The organism is Butyrivibrio sp. M55 (assembly GCF_900116865.1).
GTDB lineage: Bacteria > Bacillota > Clostridia > Lachnospirales > Lachnospiraceae > Butyrivibrio.
On the sequence record NZ_FPCD01000008.1, the window covers coordinates 25,058 to 51,477 of the forward strand.

Annotated in this window: 18 protein-coding genes; 17 read left to right on the forward strand and 1 reads right to left on the reverse strand. The window is 41.7% G+C overall.

The window, feature by feature from the left end; genetic code table 11:
* The first annotated feature begins 22 nt into the window (after positions 1 to 22).
* The 9 genes from BM398_RS10115 to BM398_RS10155 all read left to right on the forward strand — a co-directional run bounded on the left by BM398_RS10115 (position 23) and on the right by BM398_RS10155 (position 13,394).
* On the forward strand, positions 23 to 1,960 hold the full coding sequence (locus BM398_RS10115; protein ID WP_092337554.1) for a hypothetical protein: 1,938 nt from the start codon (positions 23 to 25) through the stop codon (positions 1,958 to 1,960).
* A gap of 13 nt (positions 1,961 to 1,973) precedes the next feature.
* The gene (locus tag BM398_RS10120; protein WP_092337555.1) at positions 1,974 to 2,246 is read left to right on the forward strand and encodes a hypothetical protein; all 273 of its coding nucleotides are present in this window, start codon (positions 1,974 to 1,976) and stop codon (positions 2,244 to 2,246) included.
* Between the two features lie 296 nt (positions 2,247 to 2,542).
* The gene (locus BM398_RS10125) at positions 2,543 to 3,997 is read left to right on the forward strand and encodes a nitrogenase component 1 (protein WP_092337556.1); all 1,455 of its coding nucleotides are present in this window, start codon (positions 2,543 to 2,545) and stop codon (positions 3,995 to 3,997) included.
* Positions 3,997 to 5,286, forward strand: coding sequence for a nitrogenase component 1 (locus tag BM398_RS10130; protein WP_092337557.1), 1,290 nt, complete (start codon positions 3,997 to 3,999; stop codon positions 5,284 to 5,286). Before BM398_RS10125 ends, BM398_RS10130 begins: the two co-directional genes overlap by 1 nt.
* 226 nt (positions 5,287 to 5,512) lie before the next feature.
* On the forward strand, positions 5,513 to 7,279 hold the full coding sequence (locus BM398_RS10135) for a 1-deoxy-D-xylulose-5-phosphate synthase (protein ID WP_092337558.1): 1,767 nt from the start codon (positions 5,513 to 5,515) through the stop codon (positions 7,277 to 7,279).
* Positions 7,280 to 7,402: 123 nt separating this feature from the next.
* Positions 7,403 to 7,840: a PH domain-containing protein gene (locus tag BM398_RS10140; RefSeq protein WP_092337559.1), complete on the forward strand. Its 438-nt coding sequence runs from the start codon at positions 7,403 to 7,405 to the stop codon at positions 7,838 to 7,840.
* A gap of 158 nt (positions 7,841 to 7,998) precedes the next feature.
* Positions 7,999 to 9,795 carry an HD-GYP domain-containing protein gene (locus tag BM398_RS10145; RefSeq protein ID WP_092337560.1) on the forward strand — a complete coding sequence of 599 codons (1,797 nt, stop codon included), beginning with the start codon at positions 7,999 to 8,001 and terminating at the stop codon, positions 9,793 to 9,795.
* A gap of 10 nt (positions 9,796 to 9,805) precedes the next feature.
* Positions 9,806 to 10,306, forward strand: a complete 501-nt coding sequence (locus tag BM398_RS10150; protein WP_092337561.1) for a shikimate kinase — start codon at positions 9,806 to 9,808, stop codon at positions 10,304 to 10,306.
* 10 nt (positions 10,307 to 10,316) lie between these two features.
* Positions 10,317 to 13,394, forward strand: coding sequence for a DEAD/DEAH box helicase (locus BM398_RS10155; RefSeq protein ID WP_092337562.1), 3,078 nt, complete (start codon positions 10,317 to 10,319; stop codon positions 13,392 to 13,394).
* Between the two features lie 702 nt (positions 13,395 to 14,096).
* Here the strand turns inward: BM398_RS10155 and BM398_RS10160 are convergent.
* The gene (locus tag BM398_RS10160; protein ID WP_092337563.1) at positions 14,097 to 15,611 is read right to left on the reverse strand and encodes a DHH family phosphoesterase; all 1,515 of its coding nucleotides are present in this window, start codon (positions 15,609 to 15,611) and stop codon (positions 14,097 to 14,099) included.
* Positions 15,612 to 15,912: 301 nt separating this feature from the next.
* Here BM398_RS10160 and BM398_RS10165 point away from each other — a divergent pair, with 301 nt between their 5' ends.
* From BM398_RS10165 to leuS, 8 genes are all read left to right on the forward strand, one after another.
* Positions 15,913 to 16,545, forward strand: a complete 633-nt coding sequence (locus tag BM398_RS10165) for an endonuclease III domain-containing protein (RefSeq protein WP_092337564.1) — start codon at positions 15,913 to 15,915, stop codon at positions 16,543 to 16,545.
* An 80-nt stretch (positions 16,546 to 16,625) separates the two neighbouring features.
* The gene (locus tag BM398_RS10170) at positions 16,626 to 18,584 is read left to right on the forward strand and encodes a fructose-1,6-bisphosphatase (protein ID WP_092337565.1); all 1,959 of its coding nucleotides are present in this window, start codon (positions 16,626 to 16,628) and stop codon (positions 18,582 to 18,584) included.
* 135 nt (positions 18,585 to 18,719) lie between these two features.
* On the forward strand, positions 18,720 to 18,917 hold the full coding sequence (locus BM398_RS10175; RefSeq protein WP_092337566.1) for a hypothetical protein: 198 nt from the start codon (positions 18,720 to 18,722) through the stop codon (positions 18,915 to 18,917).
* 212 nt (positions 18,918 to 19,129) lie between these two features.
* Positions 19,130 to 19,429 carry a hypothetical protein gene (locus BM398_RS10180; protein WP_026654182.1) on the forward strand — a complete coding sequence of 100 codons (300 nt, stop codon included), beginning with the start codon at positions 19,130 to 19,132 and terminating at the stop codon, positions 19,427 to 19,429.
* Between the two features lie 17 nt (positions 19,430 to 19,446).
* Positions 19,447 to 19,929, forward strand: a complete 483-nt coding sequence (locus tag BM398_RS10185; RefSeq protein ID WP_092337567.1) for a flavodoxin — start codon at positions 19,447 to 19,449, stop codon at positions 19,927 to 19,929.
* A 150-nt stretch (positions 19,930 to 20,079) separates the two neighbouring features.
* Entirely contained in the window at positions 20,080 to 21,240 is a 1,161-nt protein-coding gene (locus tag BM398_RS10190; protein WP_092337568.1) for a hypothetical protein, read from the forward strand.
* The gene (locus BM398_RS10195) at positions 21,221 to 23,797 is read left to right on the forward strand and encodes a hypothetical protein (RefSeq protein ID WP_092337569.1); all 2,577 of its coding nucleotides are present in this window, start codon (positions 21,221 to 21,223) and stop codon (positions 23,795 to 23,797) included. Before BM398_RS10190 ends, BM398_RS10195 begins: the two co-directional genes overlap by 20 nt.
* A 110-nt stretch (positions 23,798 to 23,907) precedes the next feature.
* A complete protein-coding gene (leuS, locus tag BM398_RS10200; protein WP_092337570.1) occupies positions 23,908 to 26,328 on the forward strand; it encodes a leucine--tRNA ligase in 2,421 nt (806 codons plus the stop codon).
* The last annotated feature ends 92 nt before the right edge of the window (positions 26,329 to 26,420 follow it).

Below are 26,420 nucleotides of genomic sequence, written 5' to 3' on the forward strand. Positions count from 1 at the left end.
TGTATTATTGGGGATAGTTTTAATGGGGAAGAGTTGGGATACAAAGAAGGTAAACGAATTTATCGAATATTTCGAACATGCCGCTTGCCGTTATATGGAATCTTTGGGTGATGTTTATGCATCTTATGAAAGATATAGGAATAATGAGACATTTGTAGGCGGAGGAGCTGAACAATCAAAAGCATTCATAGGCATTAAACAGGAGGAGTATAATCGCCTTCAATATGAGCTTTCAAGAGAAATGGTCAAAAGATATGTAGATATTGATGAAACTTTTAAGACCATGGTGGATCCTGATACTGATGCAAGGATAGATACAGATGTTGTAAGAATGATAAAGTCGCATTTTATGGAACAGCTTGAAGAATTTGAAAGCGAAGCATTTGCAATTCAGCAAAAGTCTATGGAGGCTGAAGGAAAATTTAAGAAATATTGCGGAGACATCGAGGAAATATATGTTAGGGACGCGGTAAGACATTATGACGAATTTTGTAATACCGGTGGATTTTTGCAGAACTGCATAGATAAGATGGAAGAATTTGATACTGAAGCGAGCAATCGATTGAATCGTTCTGGACTTAAAAATGCTATAAATGAACATATAGCTGAGATGTCAGTTAAAGCAAGTGAACTTGATTCGATACAATTTCATACTCAGAGTGTATCAAAGCAAATAGTAGGACTTGTTGCATTTGGTGCTACTTTGGGAGTCAAAGGGATTCAGGATGCTGCAAGTGAACGAAAAGCACTTGATATCAAAGTTGATAAATGGCTATTGCCTAATTATAAGTTGTCTCCTGAAGAGGTAAAAGAAGCACAACAACTTGCAAAAATAAAACTTAGTTCTTTAAAGTTTGATCCTATACTCGGATGTCCGATACTAAGGACTAAAGAAGAAAAGGAATTATATAAGAGGTATTCGGCTCTGGCCAACAAAGTTTCAAAGTTGGGCTGTTTTATGATGGGAGTAAGAAAACCGATATATAATCTTTTGAATTTTACGCTTGATTGCTCTGATTTTATTATGTCGCATACTACAGGACTAATTATTGAAAAGGGCTCAGATCTTATCGACCATTGTTTTGGAACGGACACTAATAAGTATATCCATCTTTTTGTGAATTCATATAAAGATTTCAGGGGTGATGTAGATAAAGAGATGGAAATGGCTATAGAGAATTCTAAATTGCAGAATTCAAGAGAATTTGGATATGGTGAAGCAACAGGAGTTCTTCTTTTATACTATATAACATCAGAAATTAGTTCGACACTTGAAATGGGAAAAGAAGTCGGATTTGCCGCAAAACAAGCGAAAGAAAACATTCAGGATCTTGTGATAGATACTAGAGAATTGTATCAGGAGCTTTCAAGAGACGGAGAATTATCAAAATCCGATTGGGCGCTACTGGGTGAAAATGTAGCCGGGAACTTCTCGATGAATCTGTTCTTCGGAGGATTTAGTGAAGTAACAGATATCTTTAAAGTCGAAAAAGATCTTCATCTTAAAAAAGTTGAAAAAGTTGCTGAAGAGGCGGAGAATGTTAAGAAGGTAGAGAAGGCTGTTGATGGAGCAAGTGATGTTACGAAGGTGACTGGCGATACTGCTGAGGATGTTGCAAAGGCAGGGAAGAACAGCTATAAAAAGTTGAGTGAAAAAAGTACAGCCAATTACTTAAATGATATTGAGTATAAAAATGGAAAATATTTCACCAATAAAGAAGTAATAGATGAGATAGGGCGGATTGAAGCAAGAGGAGAAGATTTTTCAAATTTAAACAAAAAAGCAATGAATATGAGACCGTCAACAGAGGGTGGGATTTCTGTTGTCTATAGATATAGTGACAATAATGGAACGAAATATATGATTCATGAGGTTACTGATGGCAAAGGAAATATAATTCATAGGGATTTTGATGCTTTGAAAATTCCATCGGGACAAATAATTAATAAGGGGCATTAGAAGGAGTAGTGTTATGTATTATGATGAATTAGTACAATTAATTGAAAAAGTATTGAACGGTGATTTTGAAAAAAAAGTACTTGAGCAATATATGGAAGAAACGTTTGATTTTGAAAAAATATATGATTCGGATGATGAATTACTAACGGATGTATTTTTTACCTTAAAACATTATTTGAGTGGAGAAGAGGAAGTGAATAAAAAAGAATGGTTGTATCTTAAAAAATGTTTGTTGGGTAGATGCGGGTATAGCATGGAAGAAAAAATGCGTGTTATTACAGAATAAGGTGGAAAAAGCATTAGTTATAGAACTCAGCTTCTATTGAAATGTGACATAAGATTTTTTAATGATTGTGAAATATACTGGTTTTTATATTTTGTTTAAATCCTTTTTCTGCCAGCGATAACCACAGCTGATTGTCACTGATAAGTTTTCTCAAATTTTCACGATATACATACTATGATAAGATTTGAGCATCACAGAAATGCGATGCTGACCGGAAAGCCGGAGGTGTTACTAGTGTACTAGATACTACCTCCGGCTTTTTTCTAAAAACGGCAGTTTTCGGGAGAGGTAAAGCAATGCCAAATATACAGTATTCGGGAGTCCGGGAGAGCATACCGGGCAGGATAAATGACTTAGGTACAACGGGAAAAGAAGTTGCGGAAAATTATAAAAAGGGATGTCTTAAGAGGGCAGACAGGAGCTTTGCTCAGGGACTTCAGTGCCAGCAGATAAACAGCATGGCGGCACTTATGTCTTTGGAGGATTCTGTCTTTATTTCGCATTCGCCGCAAGGGTGCGTAGGATGCGCTATCATGGCGGTAGACATGTACCGTGTCGGACAGATTCACAGAGGAATCAAGGCTGTTAAGAATCCAAGACTTATCGTTACAAATATAGATCAAAAGAGTGTTGTTTTTGGCGGAGAGCAAAAACTTAGAGAATCGGTGCAGAAAGCCGTTGACAGATATCATCCCAAGCTCGTGTTCATATATGCATCCTGCGCTTCAGGAATCATAGGAGATGATATCGACGCGATAACACAGGATCTTCAGTCAGATTATCCTGACACCATTATTGTTCCAATCCACTGCGAGGGATTTAAGTCTAAGGTTTGCGCGTCAGGCTTTGATGCAGCTTTTATTTCTATAAACAAATATATTTTGAAAAAAGAGAAAGTCGAAAAGGAAAAGGGACTCATAAATCTTTTTGCCCCGACGACAGTCAGCTTTGCCGATCAGAAGGAGATGGAGAGAATGCTAAATCTTCTTGGTGCGAAGGTAAATTACATTCCCTTTTACAGTTCTCTTGAGAAGATAAAAAAGATTCCTGCAGCGGAAGCCTCGACTTCCATATGTAAGGTTTTTGCCGATGAGTTTATGAAGACTCTTTGGGAAGATTACGAGATTCCTTATTCTCATACGGTAATGCCTATCGGAATCAGAAATACCGATAAGTGGTACAGAGGAATTGCCAAGGTAATAGGAAAAGAAAAAGAAGTCGAGGAGATCATTGCTTCCGAACATGAGAGAATAGAGCCTTTGGTAGCTAAGCTCAGAGAAAGACTTCAGGGAAAAAGAGTATTTATCTGCGGCGGAACAGGAAGGTCTTTTGCGGCAGCAGCTCTTATCGATGATTTTGGAATGGAACTTGTGGGCCTTGAGACTCCGACATACGATGCGGATGCGCAGGTTGATATCGAGTATCTTAACGGAATCCACAAGAATTTTGTTGTGGACATTGCCAATATGCAGCCTTTTGAGCAGGTGAATCTACTTAATAAGCTCAAACCCGACGCATTTATCGGAGTTCCCGAATGGGCAGCAAAGCTTGGACTTCCGACTACGCATGTTCTTGATGGAAAAAGACCTACGATGGGCTATGACGGACTTCTTTTCCTCGGAAATAAGATAGCAGATCAGCTTGAAAATCCGGGATTTAATAAGAAACTGGCTAAACATGTGAAGCTCCCTTACAAGGATTCGTGGTACCGGGAAAATGCGTTTAAATATATTTTAGGGGGAGAAGGTTAATGTCACAGATAATGGAAAATCCCAAGGGTGGATGCGTTCTTGCGGGAATCAACTCCGTACTTGGTGCAATAAACAGAGTTTGCCCCATATATCATTCAGGCCCCGGATGCTGCATGCAGACTACGGCGGCAGATCAGGGACAGTCGGGACACAAGCACTCATGCTTTGTAAACGGAGTATCAATTCCGTCAAGTAATATGCTTGAAAAAGAGGTGGTATTCGGCGGAGTTAATAAACTTAAAACCACCATACAGGGTGCGATTGACATAATGGACGCAGATGCATTCTTTGTTCTTACAGGCTGCACGGCCGGTATTATCGGAGATGACATCGAAAGCGTTACAAGTGATTTCAGAGAAAACGGACACGAAGTCTATGCGATAGACACGCCGGGCTTTGCGGGAGACAGTAACCTCGGATATGAGGTAATCTGGAATACTTTTATAGATAAGGTTATTGAAAAAGATGTTCCAAAGGACGACAAACTTGTAAACATCTTTGGAATCGTGCCTTACCACGATCCGTTCTGGAGCGGTACGCTTGAAGAAATAGATAGAATTCTTTCAAAGCTCGGGCTTAAGGTCAATACCTTTTTTACGAAGCATCAGGGAATTGAAGATATCAAAAAGAGTTCCGGTGCTACGCTAAATATCATAGTTAATCCGTGGCTCTTTAACGGACCTGCCAAGAAGTTTGAGGAAAAATTCGGCGTTCCGAGTATAAGGATCCCGGGCCTCTTCGTCGGCGCGACAGATACCACTAAATTCATCAGAGAAGTGCAGAAGGCACTAAAACTTGATGAAAAACTTACAGAGGATGTGATCGAGGCGGAAGAGGACTATGTTTACAGCTATCTCGGACAGTCAATCGGTGTTGTGAGCTGGAAGAGATTTGCCGTTGTTGCGGATGCAAACAGCGCTGTCGGATATACGAGATATCTTGCAAATGACTACAGCTTTACGCCTGTTCTGGTGATAGTATCTGAGCCAATTTTCAGACAGGAGGATAAGGACAGGATCGTAAAAGAGATTCAAGACCTTGAGTATGCTCAGCCTCCGAAAGTTCTTTTCCTTACGGATCAGTATGAGATCAACAAGGCGATACGTGAGGAGGAAAAAGAGATCACGCTCCTTGTCGGAAGCAGCAACGAGAGGGAAATTGCTCTGGAAAAAGAGATACAGTTTATTCTCGGAGCTTTTCCTGTGAATGAGAGACTTATTTTCAACCGCACATATGCTGGTTACAGAGGTAGCCTTACATTTACGGAAGATATTTATGACAACAATTAACTAAAGAATAAAAACGGAAATGTTCTGTTATCTATTAAGGGTAGCAGAACGTTTTTACTATAAAAAGAAAAAAATAAATAGGACAAAATATGATAGCGCAAAAGACAAAAAATGGTAAGTGAATATCCATTTCTGATTCTATAATGTAAAATGGTGATGTCGTTTTTGCGTCACAGAAAGTATTGTTCTGTGATAAAAGAGACATAACCGGAAAGGAAGAATTACGATGATGGATTATAAGTTACTTAGCAATATACAAGGCCCTGCAGATGTAAAAAAGCTGTCACAGGCAGAGCTTAAGGAGCTTGCTACGGAGATAAGAGAAGCTCTTTTTAACAGGACTACCAAGATAGGCGGACATTTTGGACCGAACTTCGGAGCGGTGGAGCTTACTATTGCACTTCATTATGTCTTCGATTCGCCAAAGGACCAGTTTGTATTTGACGTTGCGCACCAGACCTATGCGCACAAGATGCTTACTGGAAGGGCAATCGCGTATACAGATGATGCGCATTTTGGCGATGTGTGCGGATTTACCAATCCCAAGGAGTCTGAGCATGACATGTTTTACATCGGACACACATCTACTTCCGTCAGCCTTGCGACAGGTCTTGCCAAGGGAAGAGATATTTCTGGTAAAAAAGGAAATGTCGTTGCGATAATAGGTGACGGCTCACTTAGCGGCGGCGAAGCACTTGAAGGTATCGATTTTGCAGGTGAGATGGATACTAACCTTATCATCGTTTTAAATGACAATGAGCAGTCTATCGCCGAGAATCACGGCGGACTTTACAAGAATCTTGAGCAGCTTCGAAAGAGCGGCGGAACATGTGAAGTAAATCTCTTCAAGGCAATGGGGCTTGATTACAAATATGTCGAAGAGGGTAATGACATCGAGACACTCATCAAGGCATTTAGCGAAGTTAAAGATATCGATCATCCTATTGTCCTTCATGTTCACACACAGAAGGGAAAGGGATATGCTCTTGCTGAGAAGAACAAGGAAGAGTGGCATTATTCCATGCCTTTTAACAGAGAGACGGGAGAACGTGTAAGTTTCGGAAACGGTGAATCATATCAGGCTATATTCGGAAAATATATGCTTGATAAGATTGAGAAGGACAAAAGCGTTGTCTGTATGACTGCGGCTGTTCCGGGTGCTGTCGGACTTGAGCAGGATGTGAGAAACAAGATGGGTAAAAACTACGTCGATGTAGGAATTGCCGAAGAGCAGGCTGTGGCAATGTGTTCTGGTATCGCAAAGAATGGCGGAAAGCCTGTATTTGTGACCAATGCCACATTTGCGCAGAGAGTCTACGATCAGATGACTCAGGATGTCAGCCTTAACGGAAACGCCGTTACTACAGTTCTTTTCTCAACATCAATTTACGGAATGGGAGATGCAACACATATCGGAATATCTGCGATGAGCATGTTTACTAATATTCCGGGCGTTGTATATCTTTCGCCCACATGCAAAGAGGAGTTCCTTGCAATGCTTGAGTATAGCATTGAGCAGAGTGACCATCCGACAATCATCGCTGTTCCTTGCGATGGCGTAAACAACGCGGTTTATCATGTTGATAATAATTACCATGATACGGATAAATATCAGGTCTGCGAAGTCGGTGAAAAGATCGCGATTCTCGCCCTCGGAGATTTCTTTGATATAGGTGTAAAGGCTGCGAAGCTCATAGAAGATAAGACGGGCAAAAAAGTGACACTCGTAAATCCCAGATTTGCATCGGGCGTTGACAGAGTTCTTTTAGACAGGCTTACAACAGAACATGATATCTTTGTTACGCTTGAAGACGGAATTCTCGAAGGTGGTTTCGGACAAAAGATTGCATCATATCTTGGAAGTAAGAATGTAAGAGTGCTCAACTACGGCTTTATCAAGAAGTTCTATGACGGAATGAGCGCCGAGGATGCTCTTAAGGAGAGCAGGATTACACCTGAGTGCATACTTGAAGATATTGAAGCACTGCACTGATATTACATGAGAAAATTGAAAGTCTTGGCTATGAGCCAAGACTTTTATTTTCTCAATTTGACCTTAAATGAAAAAAAGCGTAAATTGAAATGGTAACATTTCATTCATTTAAGGAGAGAGAATATGGCAAAAATCTTAAATCCCGAACAGTATCAGGAGTCTATGAGCGCCAAAGGCGAAATTCGTTATCAAGAGACACAGAGACTTTTGTTCTTTGGACTTCCATGGACTTTTACCAAATATGAACTTAGAGACAATGACCTTACAATCATCAAAGGTTTTTTGACAGTGCGCGAAAACGACTGTTATATGTACAAAGTATCTGATGTTGAGATAACAAGAACACTCATGCAGAGAATCTTTGGATTATCGACAATTATATGTTATACCTCTGATGTTACGGATAAGACTATCGTAATGAAGAATATCAAGCACGGCCGCGAGATTAAGGATTTCCTTCTTCACGCATCCGAGGCAGCAAGAATCCGCCGTAAGACTGTAAGCATGCAGAACATTGGATTTGACTCCGATGATATGGATGATTATCACGACATGCACTAAGTTAAGTAATCACCTGGCGAGGTATTTCACGAGCTTGGTGTACTACTTAGTTCGATCTCGCACGCAGTGTGAGAGTCGAACTTCCTTGTTTAAAAGATATGTGCTAAATTATATATAGCAACGTTTTTTAGTTAATAATATACCTATACGAGGATGATATGGTAAACATAGTTGATGATCGCAAAGTTAACTCCGGGGCAAGAGGAGTTTATCTTGCATTAATGGTATTTGGCGGAATATTGATGAATATTTGTGGAAGTAAATTTGTCGGTCGCTTCGAAATTCCGCTGTATCTGGATTCTGTAGGTACTATGACCGTATCTATGCTGGGAGGATTTCTTCCCGGTATATTTGTCGGTTTTTTCAGTTCGTTCTTAAACAGTATTTTTACTGATTCCGTGGCGATTTCCTACAGCATGATAAATGTTCTTATCGCTATACTTACCACTGTTTTTTATGAAAAAAAGTGGTTCAAAGATTTCTATAAAATAATCCTGGCAGTACTTATATACGGCTTTGTCGGAGGCGTTTTGGGAGCAATACTCACGGGTATTATCTACGGCTTTGGCTCTGAGACTGCGTCGTTGAATTTTTTAAAGATAATCTATGAATCCGGTAAGATGTCGGCATTTCAGGCAGCACTCATTGCCGATTATGTGGTTGATGTTGCAGATAAGATGGTGAGCGTTCTTATAGCTCTTTTGATCACATTTATTGTTCCTGCAGGTGTCAGAGACAGAATTAATGTGAAGTACTGGAAGCAGGCGCCACTTACGCCGGAAGCCTTGCAGACTTTGAGAACCGGAAAGAGCCGTCGTATATCGCTTAGAATGAAGGTTGTTATCCTTCTTACTCTTGCAACGGGACTTGTCGCTTTTTGTGCTATTTTTATCAGTACGATGTTGTTCAGAGATGCGATAGTTCAGACAGGAAAAAATACTGTTCACATTGCGCAGGAAATAGGTAGTTATTCGGGTGTTGACCTTTCCGGAATATCACCGTACTCGGAAGAAGAGACGGGAAGAGAGGTCTTTAAATTCGCAACCAGACAGATATCTCTTTTCATCGGATTATACATATTCATTCTCGGCGTAGGTATCTATATGTCGGAGTATCATCTGATACTTCCGATCAATACGATGGCGCTCTCGTCGTCGCGGTTTTCTGACGGAAGCGAGGAGAATCTTGAAAAGACGGCGAAGATGTTTGAAGAGATCAAGATTGGAACCGGCGATGAGATTGAAAACATGTACGATGCGCTTCTTAAGATGATAGAGGCACACGTTGCATCTGTTAAGGCACTTAAGAGTAGAAACGAGACCATTACTGCACTTCAGAATTCAATCATCTATGCTCTTGCAGATCTTGTTGAAAGCAGAGATCAGAGTACGGGTGAGCATGTTAAGAATACAGCGGAATATACCAAGATCATCATGAATGAGATGATAAAAGAGGGCGTATATACAGATCTTTTGACACCACAGTTTGTTTCGGATGTTTATCATTCGGCACCGCTTCACGATGTAGGAAAGATCAGTATTTCCGATAATTTCCTTAATAAGCCGGGTAAACTCACACCCGAAGAATTTACGATCATGAAGACTCATTCAAAGGAAGGTGCCGTGATCATCGATAAGGTTATGAGCAATCTTCCCGAGCAGGATGCGGGCTATCTGAAAGAAGCCAAGAATCTTGCCATGTACCATCACGAGAGATGGGACGGAACCGGTTATCCTATGGGACTTAAGGGAGAAGAGATTCCTCTTTCCGCAAGGATAATGGCGGTAGCCGATGTATTTGATGCGCTCATCTCGGAGAGAAGCTACAAGAAAGCGTTCCCGTTTGATGAGGCAATTAAGATTATTAAGGAGAGTTCCGGTACTCATTTCGATCCGAAGGTCGCACAGGCTTTTTTGAATGCGCTTGAGGAAGTAAGAAAGGTAGCGGAAATCTGAAAGGATTTTTATGAAAAAAGACAATATTATTTTGGTTGGGATGCCTACATCCGGAAAGAGTACGGTAGGAGTAATACTCGCCAAAATATTGGGATATAACTTTGTTGACGCTGATATAGTTATCCAGAAAAAAGAAGGAAGAAGACTTTCTGAGATAATAGAGCAGGAGGGCGTTGACGGATTTATTGAAATCGAGAACAAGATAAATGCAGGTATTGAGACGGAGAGAACCGTCATAGCAACCGGCGGAAGTGTAGTATACGGCAGAGAAGCTATGGAGCATTATAAAAATATCGGTAAAGTAGTGTATCTCAAAGTCGGAATGGAAGCTTTGACAAAGCGACTTAAGGATGTAAAACAGCGCGGGGTTGTTATGAGACCCGGACAGTCCCTGATCGCACTTTATAATGAGCGAAGCGTTCTGTACGAGAAATATGCCGATATCACTATCGATGAAAAAGATAACACAATGGAAGAGGTCGTTACAGACTTAGTCGCAGCACTCAAATAATAAGGCATGAATGAATAATGGAGCGAACGAAACTAAAAAAGGCGAATACATAACCGGCTCGGGAAGGCGGTTTGTTTCTGATGCGCCCAAAGAGTTTCACTACACGTCGTTTGAGACAAAAAGGCTTCTTAGAGAGTATGCGCCTGTGAGTGAGGTGCCTCTTTTGTACAAAGATACTTCACTTGCCGTTCTGGAGCCGCATGCCGTATTAAACAGAGAAAAGCTTGTGGTATCTTTTTGCATAAAGTCTGAAAAGGGCGGCCACAGCTATGTTCTTAAGGATATAGCCGAGCTTCTTGATGCGATAGAAAAGCACAGTTTCTTAAGCTATGGTAAGCATCTTGAGTTTACGCATGATATGTCTTCGTTTTCTGCGGATTCCCAGAAGATAATAAATTTCTTATTCGACTATTTCAGAGGTAGAAGAGCGGGAGACCCTTATCAGGTCTATTCGCGTTCAAAGAGCCGAAGCAAGAACATCGAGCTTTGCGGTAATGAGATTGATGAGTTTTTTAAATCGGTAAAAGAGACTTTTTTCCTCAATTCCGATTTTAGGGCGAGGTACAGCGAAGAGCGCCTTCTTGAGATAGTTCCTGTTTTCCCTGACATTGATCTTCATATTGAGAAAAAGAACTTCGGAGTCGTTTTCGAATCCGGCTCTTTTACCATGTTCGAAGGATATTCAAATATTTATTTCGAAAGAAAGAGAAAGCTTCACATGATTCCCCGAAGCGATTGCGCGGAGATTATTCCGGTGCTCAAGTTCCTTGCGGCGAGAAGAACTGAGAACGAGCTCTTTATAGCTGAAAAAGATCTGCCTCTTTTTTCGGAAGGTCTTTTCCCTGTGATCAATGAGTTCTTCAATGTGAGCACGGACGGCTTCGAGGCTTCGAGATACGCGCCTGATATTCCAAAGTTTGAGATTTATTTAGATATGCCTGATGCAAATAGCATAACCTGTAAGGTAAAGGCTGCGTATGATGCCGGAAACGGTATGAAAGAGAGCTTTGACATTTTTGAATCTCAGGACATGGATAAGTTTGGTGATGAGCCGGCGACCAATGTGAAGAGGAACAGTTATCTGGAGAACAGAACTGCAAAACTGATAAGCCCGTATTTTGACAGGCTTGACTCTGACAGGAAAGCGCTGGTACTTACGACGGATTCATACACGGATGATAAGCTTTACGTTTTTCTTGCGGAAAAGATGGGATATCTTTCTACCATAGGCGACGTATTCGTATCGGATGCGATCAAGGCGGTAAGGATCGAGAAGGGGCTCAAGGTGAATCTTGGCGTCTCTGTTGTTTCGGACCTTCTGGAACTTTCGATGGTGCCTGAAACGCTTACGCCTGATGAGCTTGGTGAGATACTGAGTCAGTACGACAAAAAGAGAAAGTATTATAAATTAAAGAGCGGCGAAGTGGTGAGCGTTGCGAGCGATGACGCCAAGATGCTGTTTGCGCTTAAGGACGGACTTGGAATAACGGCGAAGCAGATCGTCGAAGGTCACGCAGAGGTACCGAGATACAGAGCTCTTTTTATCAATGATATCGCGGAAAAAAATATTGAAGAGGGCGGTTCTTCTATCGGAAGAAGCAAGAGCTTCAAGGAATTTGTGTCGGGATTTGCATCGCCTACGGATGAGCGTTTTAAGGTTCCTGAGAGTCTTGAGGATGTTCTTAGGGATTATCAGAAGACGGGATTTTTCTGGCTTAAAGCTCTTTCACATAACGGATTTGGAGGCATTCTTGCCGATGACATGGGACTTGGTAAGACGATTCAGGTTCTTGCATATCTTCTAAGTGCAAAAGAATGTGCGCTGAAAGAGGGAAGAAAGAACAGGTGCAGTCTTATTGTGTGTCCGGCGTCACTTGTTTACAACTGGCAACATGAGATCAGAAAGTTCACACCGCTTCTTAACTGCGAGATAGCTGTCGGCGTAAAGCCTGACAGAGTGCGGATTACGTCGGAGATTGACAGTGAAGAGACCGATGTTATCATCACGTCATATGATCTTTTAAGAAGAGATATCGAGCTGTATAAGTATTTGAATTTTGACTGCTGTGTTATTGATGAAGCGCAGTTTATAAAGAACCCGGGTACGCTTATTGCGAAGGCTGTAAAGAGCATAAATGCGGCATTTAAAGTGGCTCTTACGGGAACGCCCATCGAGAACAGACTGAGCGAACTCTGGAGCATATTTGATTTCTGCATGCCGGGATATCTTTTTGGATATAAGCAGTTCCGTGACAATATTGAGGTTCCCGTTGTTTCGGACGGGGATGAGTCTTCGACCGAGATGCTCAGGAAGATGATAGCGCCTTTTGTGATCAGAAGGCTTAAGAGTGATGTCTTAAAGGATCTTCCCGACAAGCTTGAAGAGAATATCTATGCGCCTATGAACAGTTCTCAGAGAGAGCTTTATGATGCGCACCTTCAGAGAGTTAAGCTTATGGTCGAGGGAACTGATGAGGAATCTTTTGGAAAAGACAGGATAGTAATCCTTTCGGAACTTACAAGGCTTCGCCAGCTTTGCTGCGATCCGGGGCTTGTGTATGAAAACTATACAGGCGGAAGCGCCAAAACAGATCTTCTTATCGAGATGATAAAGAGCGCCTCCGAAAGCGGTCACAAGATTCTTTTATTCTCGCAGTTCACATCAATGCTCGACAGAATAACAAAGGAACTTGAAAATGCGGGAATATCGCACTACCTTCTTACAGGGTCCACGAAGAAGGAAGACCGCATAAAGCTCGTCGATGCCTTCCAGGAGGATGACACTTCGGTATTTTGCATATCTCTTAAAGCCGGAGGCACAGGTCTTAACCTAACAAGCGCGGACATCGTCATTCACTTCGATCACTGGTGGAACATCGCGGTCGAGAACCAGGCAACCGACAGAGCCCACCGAATCGGCCAAAAGAATGTTGTCACCGTATACCGCCTGATCATGGAGAATACCATCGAAGAGCGTATCATAACCCTTCAGAACCGCAAAAAAGAGCTGGCCGACAAGCTCCTCAATACCGGAACCATGAGCAATCCGACCCTCACCAAGGAAGAGCTCCTCGAGCTCCTCGGATGACAGTAGCACTAAGACCCGGCCGCTCACAGCTTTGGCACAGACAGCCCCTTTAGGGCCACCCACGGGCAGTGCGGATATGTTTTTTGGAGTTGCTCCATCACTTGGATTCACTAGGCTCCGAAATCAGCCATAAAATTCTATCGGCTCAAAACTCCATTCGGTCCGCCTTATAGCGGGGAGCCATGGGCTTATGTTTTTGAGCATTTCACGAGAGGCCACATTTTTATAGGGGTTCGACTGTTTTTCCTGCGCATGTGGAGACGTTGTTTGAGCATCCCGATGCATTTATCAGAATTGTAATACGCTGCTTTGCAGCTATAAAAATAACCAAAACCATCTCTGCAAGCTAGAAAGTTTGCGAGAGTGGTTTTGGTTATTTTTTCACGCCCGCGTAGGCGGGCTATTACAATTCTGATAAATGCATCGGGATGCGAGTTTAGTCGAGACATGCGCCAACAAAGAAAAACGGCCGAACCCCTATAAAAATGTGAGCCGGAGTGATTGTGAAAAAACATAAGCCCATGGCTCCCCGCTATAAGGCGGACCGAATGTCAAACAGTGAGCCTCAAAGCAGAATTTTATGGCTGATTTCGGAGCCTAGTGAATCCAACGTTCCCTCGAGAAACTCCAAAAAACATATCCGCACTGCCCGTGGGTGACCCTAAAGGGGCTGTCTGTGCCAAAGCTGCGAGCGACCGGGCCTTAGATCTCGTGGTAGAGGACCGGGAAGAGGTCGGCACGGATTATGAAGATGTCGTGAGGGTTGTCTTCCCTAAAGGCGATGTAGTCGCCAATCTCGCCGGAGTAGTAGCGCTCCTCGTTTGATGCGGTAAAGAGCTTTACTTTTTTGGTGAGAGGTTTAGCGTAGATGTTTACTTCGTCTAAGCTTATGGCAGTTTTGGCGAAGGACATTACGATTTTCTTTTTGCCGGTGGCGGTGTTTCTGATGCTGGGTGCGTATTCAAAAGTCTTGTTGAATGGCTTGTCCAGGGTCTCATATGAGCTTCTGAGTTTACTCTCAGAGATTGGGTAAACTTCACCGGAAAGACCGATCATCAGATAAGTTGTGGTGTCTATGAGGACATCCATATCGCCTTTCAATGTTCTGACTGTTATCTCCGTGTTGTCGGGGAAAATGTCGTCAAGCTTTACATAGCCAAGTTCCTGAGTGGTCTTGGCGTATTTTTTCATCTCGGTTGTATCGAGCGTCATTTCCTTTGCGTATATTATTTCATAAGAGTCAAAGTACATTTCCATGCGCTCGTGAAGAATCTTTGCAGCGAATTCCGCGTATTCCTCATCGGTCTGCATGGGGAAAAGATGCATAAGCTTTTCCGGACGAAGTGTTCCGCCGGCCTTGTAGATATGGCCGCCACCGCCGCCGAGTCCTTTTGCAAGGAAAGCAGCAAGTTCGTCTGCATGTACCTCTTTTATGCAACTTCTAACAGAGAATTTTACTTCACTCTGTCCGATGTAATAACTAAGGCATACGTCTACACCTGCTGTTTCGAGCGAAAAATCACTCATGACTCCGAGAATGTTCGGGTCGCAGGGCTCTGACTTTATTATCAGATACTTATTTTTATCAAAATACTCGTAGTTCAGTATTGCATTTCCTGTTACCTTGAGCTCATCAAGGGAAATGTTTGAATTGCTCATTTCCACAATAATACTTCTGTTAATAACAAGCTCGTCTTGCATATCCTTATCAAGAGGGTGGGAGATTTCGGAGAGTTTGTTCGTATCAGTATAAAGACCGTAGTAAAGAGCTGTTGCAAGGAGAGGCTCGTCGTTTACGTCTACGCCTTCCTTTTTGAGCAGATCCCATATGATGGTAGAAGCACTTCCGATTGCGTTCTTGATCTCAGAATGCTCGGGAAGATCTTCAATTACCTGATGATGATCTATTATCGCAATATGTTTTGCGGGTGTTTTTGTAACATTTCTTTGTCCGTATTGGCAGTCAACAGTTATCAAAAGCTCCGGAACATCAGCAAAATCGGGTTCATAGCTTACCGGTATCTTAAGCTTGTCGAGCATGATAGTAAGATTGCTCTTTCTGATCACATTTTTTCCACGATATATGAATCGCGCATTCTTTCCGTTGTTCTTAAAATACCACCACAAAGCGTATCCCGATGCCAGTGCATCAGCATCCGGATTATCGTGACACTGTATGACAATATCATTGTATTTCAGTAATTCGTTCAATCTCATAACTAAATAAATCCAAGTAAGTTCAGGCCTTGTGCGATACAAGGGGGTGAACGGTAAAAAATCATTTCAATGGACTAACGTATAAAAGCCCACTATCTTTATAATAATCAATTTTTGTATTATGTAAAGGTAAGAATATAAGCTATTTTAATAAAAAAATCGTCGTAAATGCGATATGGGTCCAATATCACGACTAATTTTAATATGAAATATTAATTATAAAAAAATAAAATTATTCTTACATGCTAGGATATAATATATATTGAAAAAATACAAGAAAAGAATGTATTATAAATAGACTATGACAAAGAAAAAGCTTGCTCTCGAGGTAATCGAGAGGTTGAAAAAAGAATATCCCGAGGCAAAATGTACTCTTGCCTATGATAAAGCCTGGCAGCTTCTGATAAGTGTGAGGCTTGCCGCGCAGTGCACGGATGCAAGAGTAGACATGATCACGCCTCTTTTATATGAAAAATATCCGACGGTCAAGGCTCTTGCCGAGGCTCCCGTGGAGGAGATTGAAAAGATAATCCGCCCGTGCGGACTCGGTAATTCCAAAGCAAGAGATATTTCTGCATGCATGAAAGTCATTAACGAAAAGTACGGCGGCAATGTTCCCGATAACATGAAGGAACTCCTGGCACTTCCCGGTGTCGGCAGAAAGAGCGCGAACCTCATAATGGGAGATGTTTTCGGTCAGCCCGCTATCGTCACAGACACACATTGCATCAGGCTTTCCAACCTCATCGGTCTTGTCGACAACATAAAAGAACCCGCTAAAGTCGAAAAAGAACTTTGGAAGATTATCCCACCCGAAGAAGGCAACGATCTTTGCCATCGCTTTGTTCTTCACGGCAGAGCAGTCTGCATCGCCAGAAGACCCGGCTGCGCAAACTGTTGCTTAAGGGATATATGTAAAAGCGCTTCTTTTTGATTTTGCTCAAATTCTCTTTTACCACAATATGATAGATTAGTGGAGGATTCACGAGACCTACGAATCCAAAAGGAGAGAGAATGAGAGATATCGAATATCTTAAGCTTCTTGGCAAGGAGTTTCCCACATCAAGGAAAGCCGGTGCTGAGATTATCAATTTGCGGGCAATCTGCGCGCTCCCAAAGGGGACGGAATATTTCTTTTCGGATATTCATGGGGAGTATGAGAGTTTCTCGCATCTTTTACGAAGTTCATCAGGTATTATAAGAGCCAAGATAGAAGAGACTTTCGGAAATATGATGTCCGAAGAGGACCAGCTTGAGCTTGCAAATCTGATCTACTACCCGAATGAAACAATTGAAAAAAAGAGGCATGATGAGAACGCCACGATCAAGCAGCTCCACGACGGACAGAAGATTACGATAAACAGGCTTGTTGCCATATGCAAAGTCGTAAGCTCCAAATACACAAGATCCAAGGTGAGAAAAAAGATGCCGCCCGATTACGCTTATGCCATTGATGAGCTTATGCATCTTGATATGAACGATTTCAATAAAAAGGCTTATTACAACGAGATCATAAACGGAATAATCGAGATCGAGTCGGCAGATGAATTTATCATCGCGCTCTGTGAGCTGATTCAGAACCTCACGATTGATTCGCTTCATATAATAGGAGACATTTTTGACCGTGGCCCAAGGCCCGACCTTGTAATGGAAGAGATCATGAATTTCCACGACGTCGACATTCAGTGGGGCAATCATGATATTGACTGGATGGGCGCTGCATGCGGAAATACGGCGTGTATTGCAAATGTCTTGCGAATAGGAACAGGCTATAACTCTTTTGATGCCCTTGAAGATGGCTACGGAATAAACTTAAGACCGCTTTCCATGTTTGCCGCCGAAGTTTACGGGGACGATCCGTGCGAGAATTTCAGGCCGCATCTGCTTGATAAGACGGAGTATGATTCCGTGAATCCAGATCTTGCTGCGAAGATGTGCAAGGCAATCACCATTATCCAGCTAAAGCTTGAAGGGCAGATCATAAAACGCCATCCTGAGTACGGCCTTGAGGACAGGCTCCTTCTTGATCGGATTGACTTTGGAAACGGAGACATAGATATTCAGGGAAAAAAATATAAATTAAGCGATACGAACTTTCCGACTATAGATCCGAAGGCTCCTTACGGGCTCACACCTGAAGAAGAGGAACTGATGCATACTTTAAAGCTAAGTTTTATGCATTCCAAGCTTCTTAGAAAACATGTGCAGTTTCTTTATTCACACGGAGCGATGTACAGGACGATAAATAATAACCTTCTTTATCATGGCTGCATTCCGATGGATGACGATGGGAATTTTGCCTGTATGACGACTTTAGATGGCAGTTTCTGCGGCAAAGAACTTATGGATTACCTTAATTCCAAAATCCACGATGCTTTTTTCCTCGACATCAGAGATGACAGGGAGAAAAAGCAGGATGCCATCGATTTTATGTGGTATCTGTGGTGCGGTCCGAAGTCGCCGCTTTTTGGAAAAGACAAGATAACTACATTTGAACATCTTTTTCTTAAAGAATATAAGGAACTGTGCGTGGAAAAATACAATCCGTATTATAAGTATTCGGCGGAAGAGCGATATGCTGACAAGATTCTGAAAGAATTCGGCCTTGATCCCGAGTGGGCGCACATAATAAACGGACATGTTCCGGTCAAGACAACGAAGGGAGAGAGCCCTGTTAAGGCAAACGGAAAGCTCTATATAATAGACGGAGGTCTTTCCAAAGCCTATCACGAGCAGACGGGAATTGCGGGATATACACTCATATACAATTCAAATCATCTTGCGCTTGCGGCACATAAGCCGTTTGTGAAGGGACAGGAGAATACTCCGACAATCCGGATAACGGAAACGACCAAGAAACGCATACTTGTAAAAGATACGGATATAGGAAAAACGCTGATAGGGCAGATTGAGGACCTTAAGGAACTTCTTTTGGCCTATGAAAGCGGACTTATCAGGGAAAATAGTCATTAATTCCTTATAAATAGTTTATAAAAAAGTTATTTGACGTATTTTGCCCATTTGTTTAAAATAACTATAACCTAGAAAGTTTGTGCATATTTATTTTTCATGTAGAGAAACAGAGAGACGAAGGGAAAAGGGTCTGATATGGATACTAACGGACTTAGTGCTGAACAGCAGGCTTTATTGGCCAGTATAATGGGTAAATCCTCACAGGCCGGAGGGGGCGGATTCAATCCTTCGACACCGGCAGTGCCCGGAGGAGCAGCGCCGTTACCTGCAGATAATGGCAAGATGCTCAGCCAGGCAGAAATAGATGCCCTGATTGCGTCAATGGGTAAGTGAGGATACGAAGAGAGTAATTTATATAGGGTTTTTGTTTGGTTTTTTTGACGTCGACACATATGTGTCGGCGTTTTTTTGCGCTTAATGGGTTTAAGAATCGCAGAAAATATATTATCATTATATTGTGAATAATTAATTGTTTATCAGAGTATTAAATTCACGCGGTCTTTTTGTTTCTTATCGGATAGCCTAAATGTCTGGAGGGGAATAACATGTATATTGCGATGCAGTGCAGTGACAGCAACGGGACACTAAATACGGAAGTTTGTACCTTCTGCGGGATAAGATATGACACCAGGTACAAATCGGCGGTCATTTCCACGGAACATATCAATCATGACTATGTTATCCCGATGGAAGCAAAAGATTATGAGAACGCTGTAAAGCAGATAATGGACGCGCTTAAGAACCATGCGGATATTATAAACATTGAGCAAGGCATTGTTTGCCGCGGAAGAAAAGGGGAATCAAGACACGTTGAACCACAAAAGCTGGTGATAGTGCAGATATGACAACGAGGAGGAATACAATGGATAAAAAAGTATTGGTGGCTTATTTTTCTGCCAGCGGAGTTACTGCGAAAGTTGCAAAAGAGCTTGCTTCTTCTATAGGAGCTGACATTTACGAGATTGTTCCGAAAGAGAAATACACATCGGAAGATCTTAATTGGCAGGATGAAAAATCGCGAAGCAGTATAGAAATGAAAGATGTCGCGTCGCGTCCCGAGATTGCGGATAATTCTGCAAATGTGGACACGGCAGATGTAGTTTTCATCGGATTTCCCATCTGGTGGTATACAGCGCCACACATCATAAACAGCTTCCTTGAATCCTATGATTTTGCAGGTAAACATGTAGTTCTTTTCGCAACATCGGGTGGAACCGACATAGAGAAGAGTGTAAAAGACCTCCAGAATACCTACACTCGAATCCGCTTCGACGGAGGTAAAAAGATAAGCGTCGGAACTCCCGCAGACGAGCTTAAAGCTTGGGCTGGAAAATACGTATCGTGAAATATTGAAGGATGTAGTCAAAATGATGGCTACATCTTTTTTTACGGCTTTATACAAAAATTTTTCACAGATAAGAATTTTTTCATATGCTATTATTCATAATGAAAAGATTTAACAGGGGAGAAATATAGGAGAAAGAAGTAAAAGAGTATGAGGAAAAGAGGTTTATTGTTACTGCTTGTAAGTGCTGTCCTGACAGGGTGTCAGCCATCGGATATAAGCTCGATAATTGGGGATGTATTGGATAAAGAAGAGGCTGTGGAAGCAGATGATGCTGCAGAGGCTGCGACCGATGCGGGCGCAAGTGATGAAAGCGGTGCCGGACAGAGCAATTCTGCGGCAAGTGATGAAGACTACGGAGTGTATGAAGATCTGATCTCCAAGATTAAAGAAGGTCTTGAAAAGGAAGATTTAAAGCTGAGTGAGCTTGATCTTTCAGAAAAAACAGTTTTACCTTATGTGCCTGAAACAAGTGAAGATTATAAGGATAATGAAGATAACGATGTTTACGGCTATCTTACAAAAGATCTGGATGGTAACGGTACAAAAGAGCTCATTCTCGGAGCAAATTCATATATAGCTGGAACAAAGGTTCCGCTTGGAAGCTATGATTCGGTCATATATGACATATTTACGCTTAAAGACGGAAATTTGGTTCATGTGCTAAAAGCTAATAAAGATGAAAGGTACTTTTTTGCCGCAGACGGAGAAATCTTCAAAGAACAGGGAGGAGAAAATGTAACTTTCCCTATATGCGTTGTCGGAACCTTTTACAAATTTGCAGGAGATAAACTTGATATTGTTGACGGCATCAGATGTGAATTTGATAAAGAAACCGAAGAGGATATTTTTTATTATTCGACACAAGATCCGTACAAAGACAGTTCAAACGCGGTTTCCTTTGAAAAGATTGATGAGATCATTGATAAGAGGTGCAATGAATTTGTAGAATTCACAAAGTTTGTTGACTCCTCGGAGTCTGCAAAGAAAGCTACGGTGTACACTCGGACTATGAGTGAAGGCTTTAGGTATTCTGAACTGGGATGTTGGGTAGATAGATATAAGGCATATATTAAATTTTATGATGACAATACCGGAGAGCTGGATTTGAAATACAACGGCGAAGGCGGATATTACAAATTTACATATGACGAAAATAAAATCCATGTTACCGGTTGGATTAATAATCCCGATGCAGGGGTCGGTGACAAAATAGACGGAATAGAATATGAATACAAGATTGAAGGAAATACGCTCAAGTTTAAAGATGAAGAGGGCGAGTGGTCGGACTTTGTCAAAGAAGAGAATTAAGCTTGCTTTCTCAGTGCTGATACTTACATTGGCCTTACCTGCTTGTTCATCGGATGATGCGGGAAAAAAACAAGAAACTGAATTAACAGAAGATGAACTTGCAGGATTTACGAGGCTTTTTAACACAGATGAATATAAAGGTTTTTTGAGATATGCATTTTCCAAGCCGGAAGAGATAGACTGGAAGGATATTATTGAACAAGGGGCAATAGCTCAAAAAGGAAAATGCAGTGAAGAACAGATAGATGATTATCTTAAGATTATAGATAAAGACATTGATGAGGTTTATAGACCTTGTTATTCCTTTAAAAAAAGTGATGTTGCCGATTTTGTTAAAAGACATTCCGGATTGGATAGGGTTCCTGCTATAGAACAATTTTATTGGAAATATATAAAGAAGTACGAGTCTTATTTTTCAGAGTATTTCCTTGAGGATAAAATGGTTTACAAGTGTATATCGGGGAAAAAATCAGAGAATCGCTATGTTCTCAGATTTCAGGCAATAGATGGCTTGTCAGGAATACATTCTGATAGACTTCTTACTGTGACAAAAGCAGGTGACGACTATGTAATGGTATCAAATGAGTTTCTAAAAAATTGTTATTATGACAAGCAATCTTTCGAATTAGACGTATATTCAAATGAAACGCCTATAGCAATTGATGTTGTGTACTCCGAATTAGATTTGGACTCTTATGATGGTGATCCTCGTTATGGGACATCATTTGTTGCCAATATCAATGCCATAGCGAAAAAAACTATAGCGAGATTCGGCTGCAAAGTTAAGGTTCTTGCTGTGGATTCTTATGATTATAATGCTGATAATAGGAAAGATGCGGTATTTATAATAGAATCCGATGAAGGCAAACAGGTTTTGATGTTTGACGGTGAGACCCTTTGTGAATTTGCATCTTATGATAAAGATGAACTTGCAAAAATCGGAGCAGATTTTACGATAGACAGTATCAGATCTGCCATGGATAAGATAAACAATGCCATCAGTGGTGATGAAGGTTACAAGAAGGCATACGCCGAGCTGGCAAAAAAAGAGCTTTCGGAAATTAAGGGCTTAAGGTTTAATCTTATCTATGTTGACGACGATGATATCCCAGAGCTTTCTATTGACGCTCCCGGATATCACCAAAGTGTTTATGCGTATAAAAACGGTGAGGTAAAAGAAATCTTTTTTGGCCCTTACGGCATGCATGGGTGTGAGGGATATTATTATTCTCCGAAAAAAGGAGTTTTTTCAACCTTTTGTACCGAATACGCAGGATTGATGTACGATTACATATATTATTCCATTTCTGAAACCGGAGAAGTTGAGGAAGATTGTTACCTTAAAGGCTTTAATTATGATGATCTCGACGGAGACGGTGAGCCTTCTGAGGAAGAAGAAAGGTTGGCACAAGAGGGAAAAGGAGGCGGTAAGATTGAATACCACTCTTCACTTGATGAGAATATTCCTGAATCTGAAGTAAAAGCAAGGTTTGAGCAATATGAAAGCTATGACGCTGATTTGGTAGCCGGAGATATGGATTATATGGAGCTGCTCTCGGAACTTGCAAAAGAACCGGAAGAAGATCCGGGGATCGCTGTATATGAGGCATTCCTTAATGGAGAGAGCACGGTAAGTTTTGATTATTATATGGAAAACATATTTACCGATTGCGAGTGTCTTTTGGACGCTGATAAAAATATTTCCCTTATAGATACCGATAAAGAGTACACATTAAGCGGACTTGTGGATTCGTTTAAAGATGCCTTTTTTAAAGATTCAAATAAAGACAGCAGGGAAGACATACATATAAACGCGAAATATTCGTACCTTGATTGCGGCGCAGACGGTGAAAAAGAACTGGCTGTTGAGCTGGACGGACCGTTTTCAATTGCAGAACTTCATGCGAAATTGACATTTGTGATCAAGGAACTTGCCGGGAAATTACAGGTTATATACGCTTTTCCAAACAGAGAGGGCAACGAGAATGAGATAAACGAATATGGCCTGATATGGGGAAAAGAGCATGTGGATTCGGAGGTCTATAAGACTGATGTAAGATATATAAACTCTGACGGAAAGTATATATTCGGCTATCATGATCATTTTGACAGACTCTATAATCCGGTCGGACTGTATACAGATGAGCATATTCTCTGGCTGGATGAGTATGATCAAAATAAGGAAGAATATCCGTATTACGTTGAAAATGTGGAGTACGGTTATTGTTCGATGTATTCTGAAATAGGTAGTTATGATGCAACGGATCCGTATTATGAAGATGAACCGGACTATAAAAAAGAAGGTGTTCATTATAAAGAATATGATTCGGAAAATGCCGAAAATACGCAACTTGCTAAAGAAGCATATTTACACGAATGCAGCTATCTAAATGACCGTGCAGAATATGGCGCTGAGCTTGTTCGCCGCGTCGACGGATCATTAAAAACAAAAGAAGAATACTACACAGCAAAAGCCGAAAGGCTCCGCTCCATCGGCGTTACCGGCAAAATACTGAATGGACTTCCGGCTGCATTTGAAGTTATTGTTTCGCGTTGAGTGTGGTATTTGACATACGTTTTGCTTGTGGTAAAATTTTGTAGATAGTCTATGCTTTTATTGATTAGCTAAGCATAGTTTGAATAGTTATATTGGAGGAGTAATATCTCATGTCAGAAGTATACAATCATCATGTAGTTGAAAAGAAGTGGCAGCAGGTCTGGGACGACGAGAAGGCTTTCGCTGCAACAAATGACTTCACAAAGCCTAAGTACTATGCGCTTGTAGAATTTCCTTATCCTTCGGGACAGGGACTTCACGTAGGACATCCACGTCCTTATACAGCGCTTGATATTGTAGCAAGAAAGCGCAGAATGCAGGGATATAACGTACTATATCCTATGGGCTGGGATGCGTTCGGACTTCCTACAGAGAATTATGCCATTAAGAATCATATTCATCCCAAGATCGTTACAGAGAATAACGTAAAGAGATTCAAAGAGCAGCTTCATTCACTCGGATACTCTTTTGACTGGGACAGAGAGATAAATACAACAGATCCTAAGTACTATCACTGGACACAGTGGATCTTCAGAAAGCTCTTCGAAGAAGGACTTGCATACAAGAAGGAGATGCCTATCAACTGGTGTACTTCATGTAAGGTTGGTCTTGCGAACGAAGAAGTTGTTAACGGTGTCTGCGAGCGTTGCGGATCACCCGTTGTTCGTAAGGTAAAGAGCGAGTGGATGCTCAAGATCACTGAGTATGCAGACAAGCTTATCGACGGACTTGATACTGTTGATTACATTGAGAGAGTTAAGACTTCTCAGAAGAACTGGATCGGACGTTCAACAGGTGCTGAGGTTGACTTCGCGATCAAGGATACTGAGGACAAGCTTACAGTATATACAACAAGATGCGATACACTTTTCGGTGCTACTTATATGGTAGTTTCACCCGAGCATCCTTATCTTGATAAGTACAAGGACAAGATCGCAAACTTCGATGCAATCCTTGCTTACCGTGAGGAAGCTGCCAAGAAGTCTGACTTTGAGCGTTCAGAGCTTGCCAAGGATAAGACAGGTGTGCAGGTTGACGGTATCGTTGCCGTTAATCCCGTTAATGGAAAAGAGATTCCTATCTGGGTTTCAGATTACGTACTCATGAGCTACGGAACAGGTGCTATCATGGCGGTTCCTGCGCATGATGACAGAGACTGGGAATTTGCAAAGAAATTTAATCTTCCAATCATCCAGGTTGTTGCAAAGGATGGAGAGGAAGTTGACGTTAATGCTGCTGCATTTACAGACGTTGCTACAGGAGTGCTTGTCAATTCAGGATTCCTTGACGGACTTTCAGTAGCAGATGCAAAGGCTAAGATGATCGAGTTCCTTGAGGAAAAGAAAATCGGTCATGCCAAAGTTAATTATAAGCTCCGTGACTGGGTATTCTCACGTCAGAGATATTGGGGTGAGCCTATCCCTGTAGTTCACTGCGAGAAGTGCGGATATGTAGCACTTCCTGAATCAGAGCTTCCTCTTCTTCTTCCCGAAGTAGAGAGCTATGAGCCTACAGATAACGGTGAGTCACCTCTTGCAGCCATGACAGACTGGGTTAATACAACATGTCCTTGCTGCGGCGGACCGGCTAAGAGAGAGACAGATACAATGCCTCAGTGGGCAGGATCTTCATGGTACTTCCTCAGATACTGCGATCCTACAAACGATAATGAGCTTGCAAGCAAAGAAGCTCTTAAATACTGGATGCCTGTAGACTGGTATAACGGAGGAATGGAGCATACAACACTTCACCTTCTTTATTCAAGATTCTGGCACAAATTCCTCTATGATCAGGGCGTAGTTAACACTCCCGAGCCTTATCAGAAGAGAACTTCTCACGGAATGATCCTTGGTGAGAACGGCGAGAAGATGAGTAAGTCAAGAGGAAACGTAGTTAATCCTGACGATATCGTAAGAGATTACGGTGCAGATACACTTCGTACTTATGAAATGTTCATCGGAGCATTCGACCTTGCAGCAAGCTGGTCAGAGGACGGAGTTAAGGGATGCCGCAGATTCCTTGACAGAGTATGGAAGCTTCAGGATATCATGACTGATGAAGAGGGCTATTCAAAAGACCTTGAGACCAAGATGCACCAGACAATCCAGAAGGTTTCATTTGACTTTGAAAACCTTAAGTACAATACAGCTATCGCAGCAATGATGGCACTTATAAATGACTTCTATAAGAAGAATGCTGTTACAAAGGGCGAGTACAAGACACTTATCACACTCCTTAACCCTGTTGCTCCTCATATCACAGAGGAAATCTGGCAGGCAATCGGATGTGAAGGACGTGTATATCAGCAGAGCTGGCCTGAATTTGACGAGGCTAAGACAGTTACAAACACTGTTGAGATCGCAGTTCAGATCAACGGTAAAGTAAAGGCAACTCTCAACATCAGCAAGGATGACCCTAAGGACGAAGTTATCGCAAAGGGTAAAGAGCTCATTGCCGATAAGCTTGAGGGCAAGACAATAGTTAAAGAGATTTATGTTCCGGGAAGAATTGTAAATATCGTGGTTAAGTAAGCTTGAGAGCAGAACTACCTTATAAAAAAATATCAGACTAATGTAAGAAGCAATAATCGCAATCGATTATTGCTTCTTTTTTGTGCAGCGCT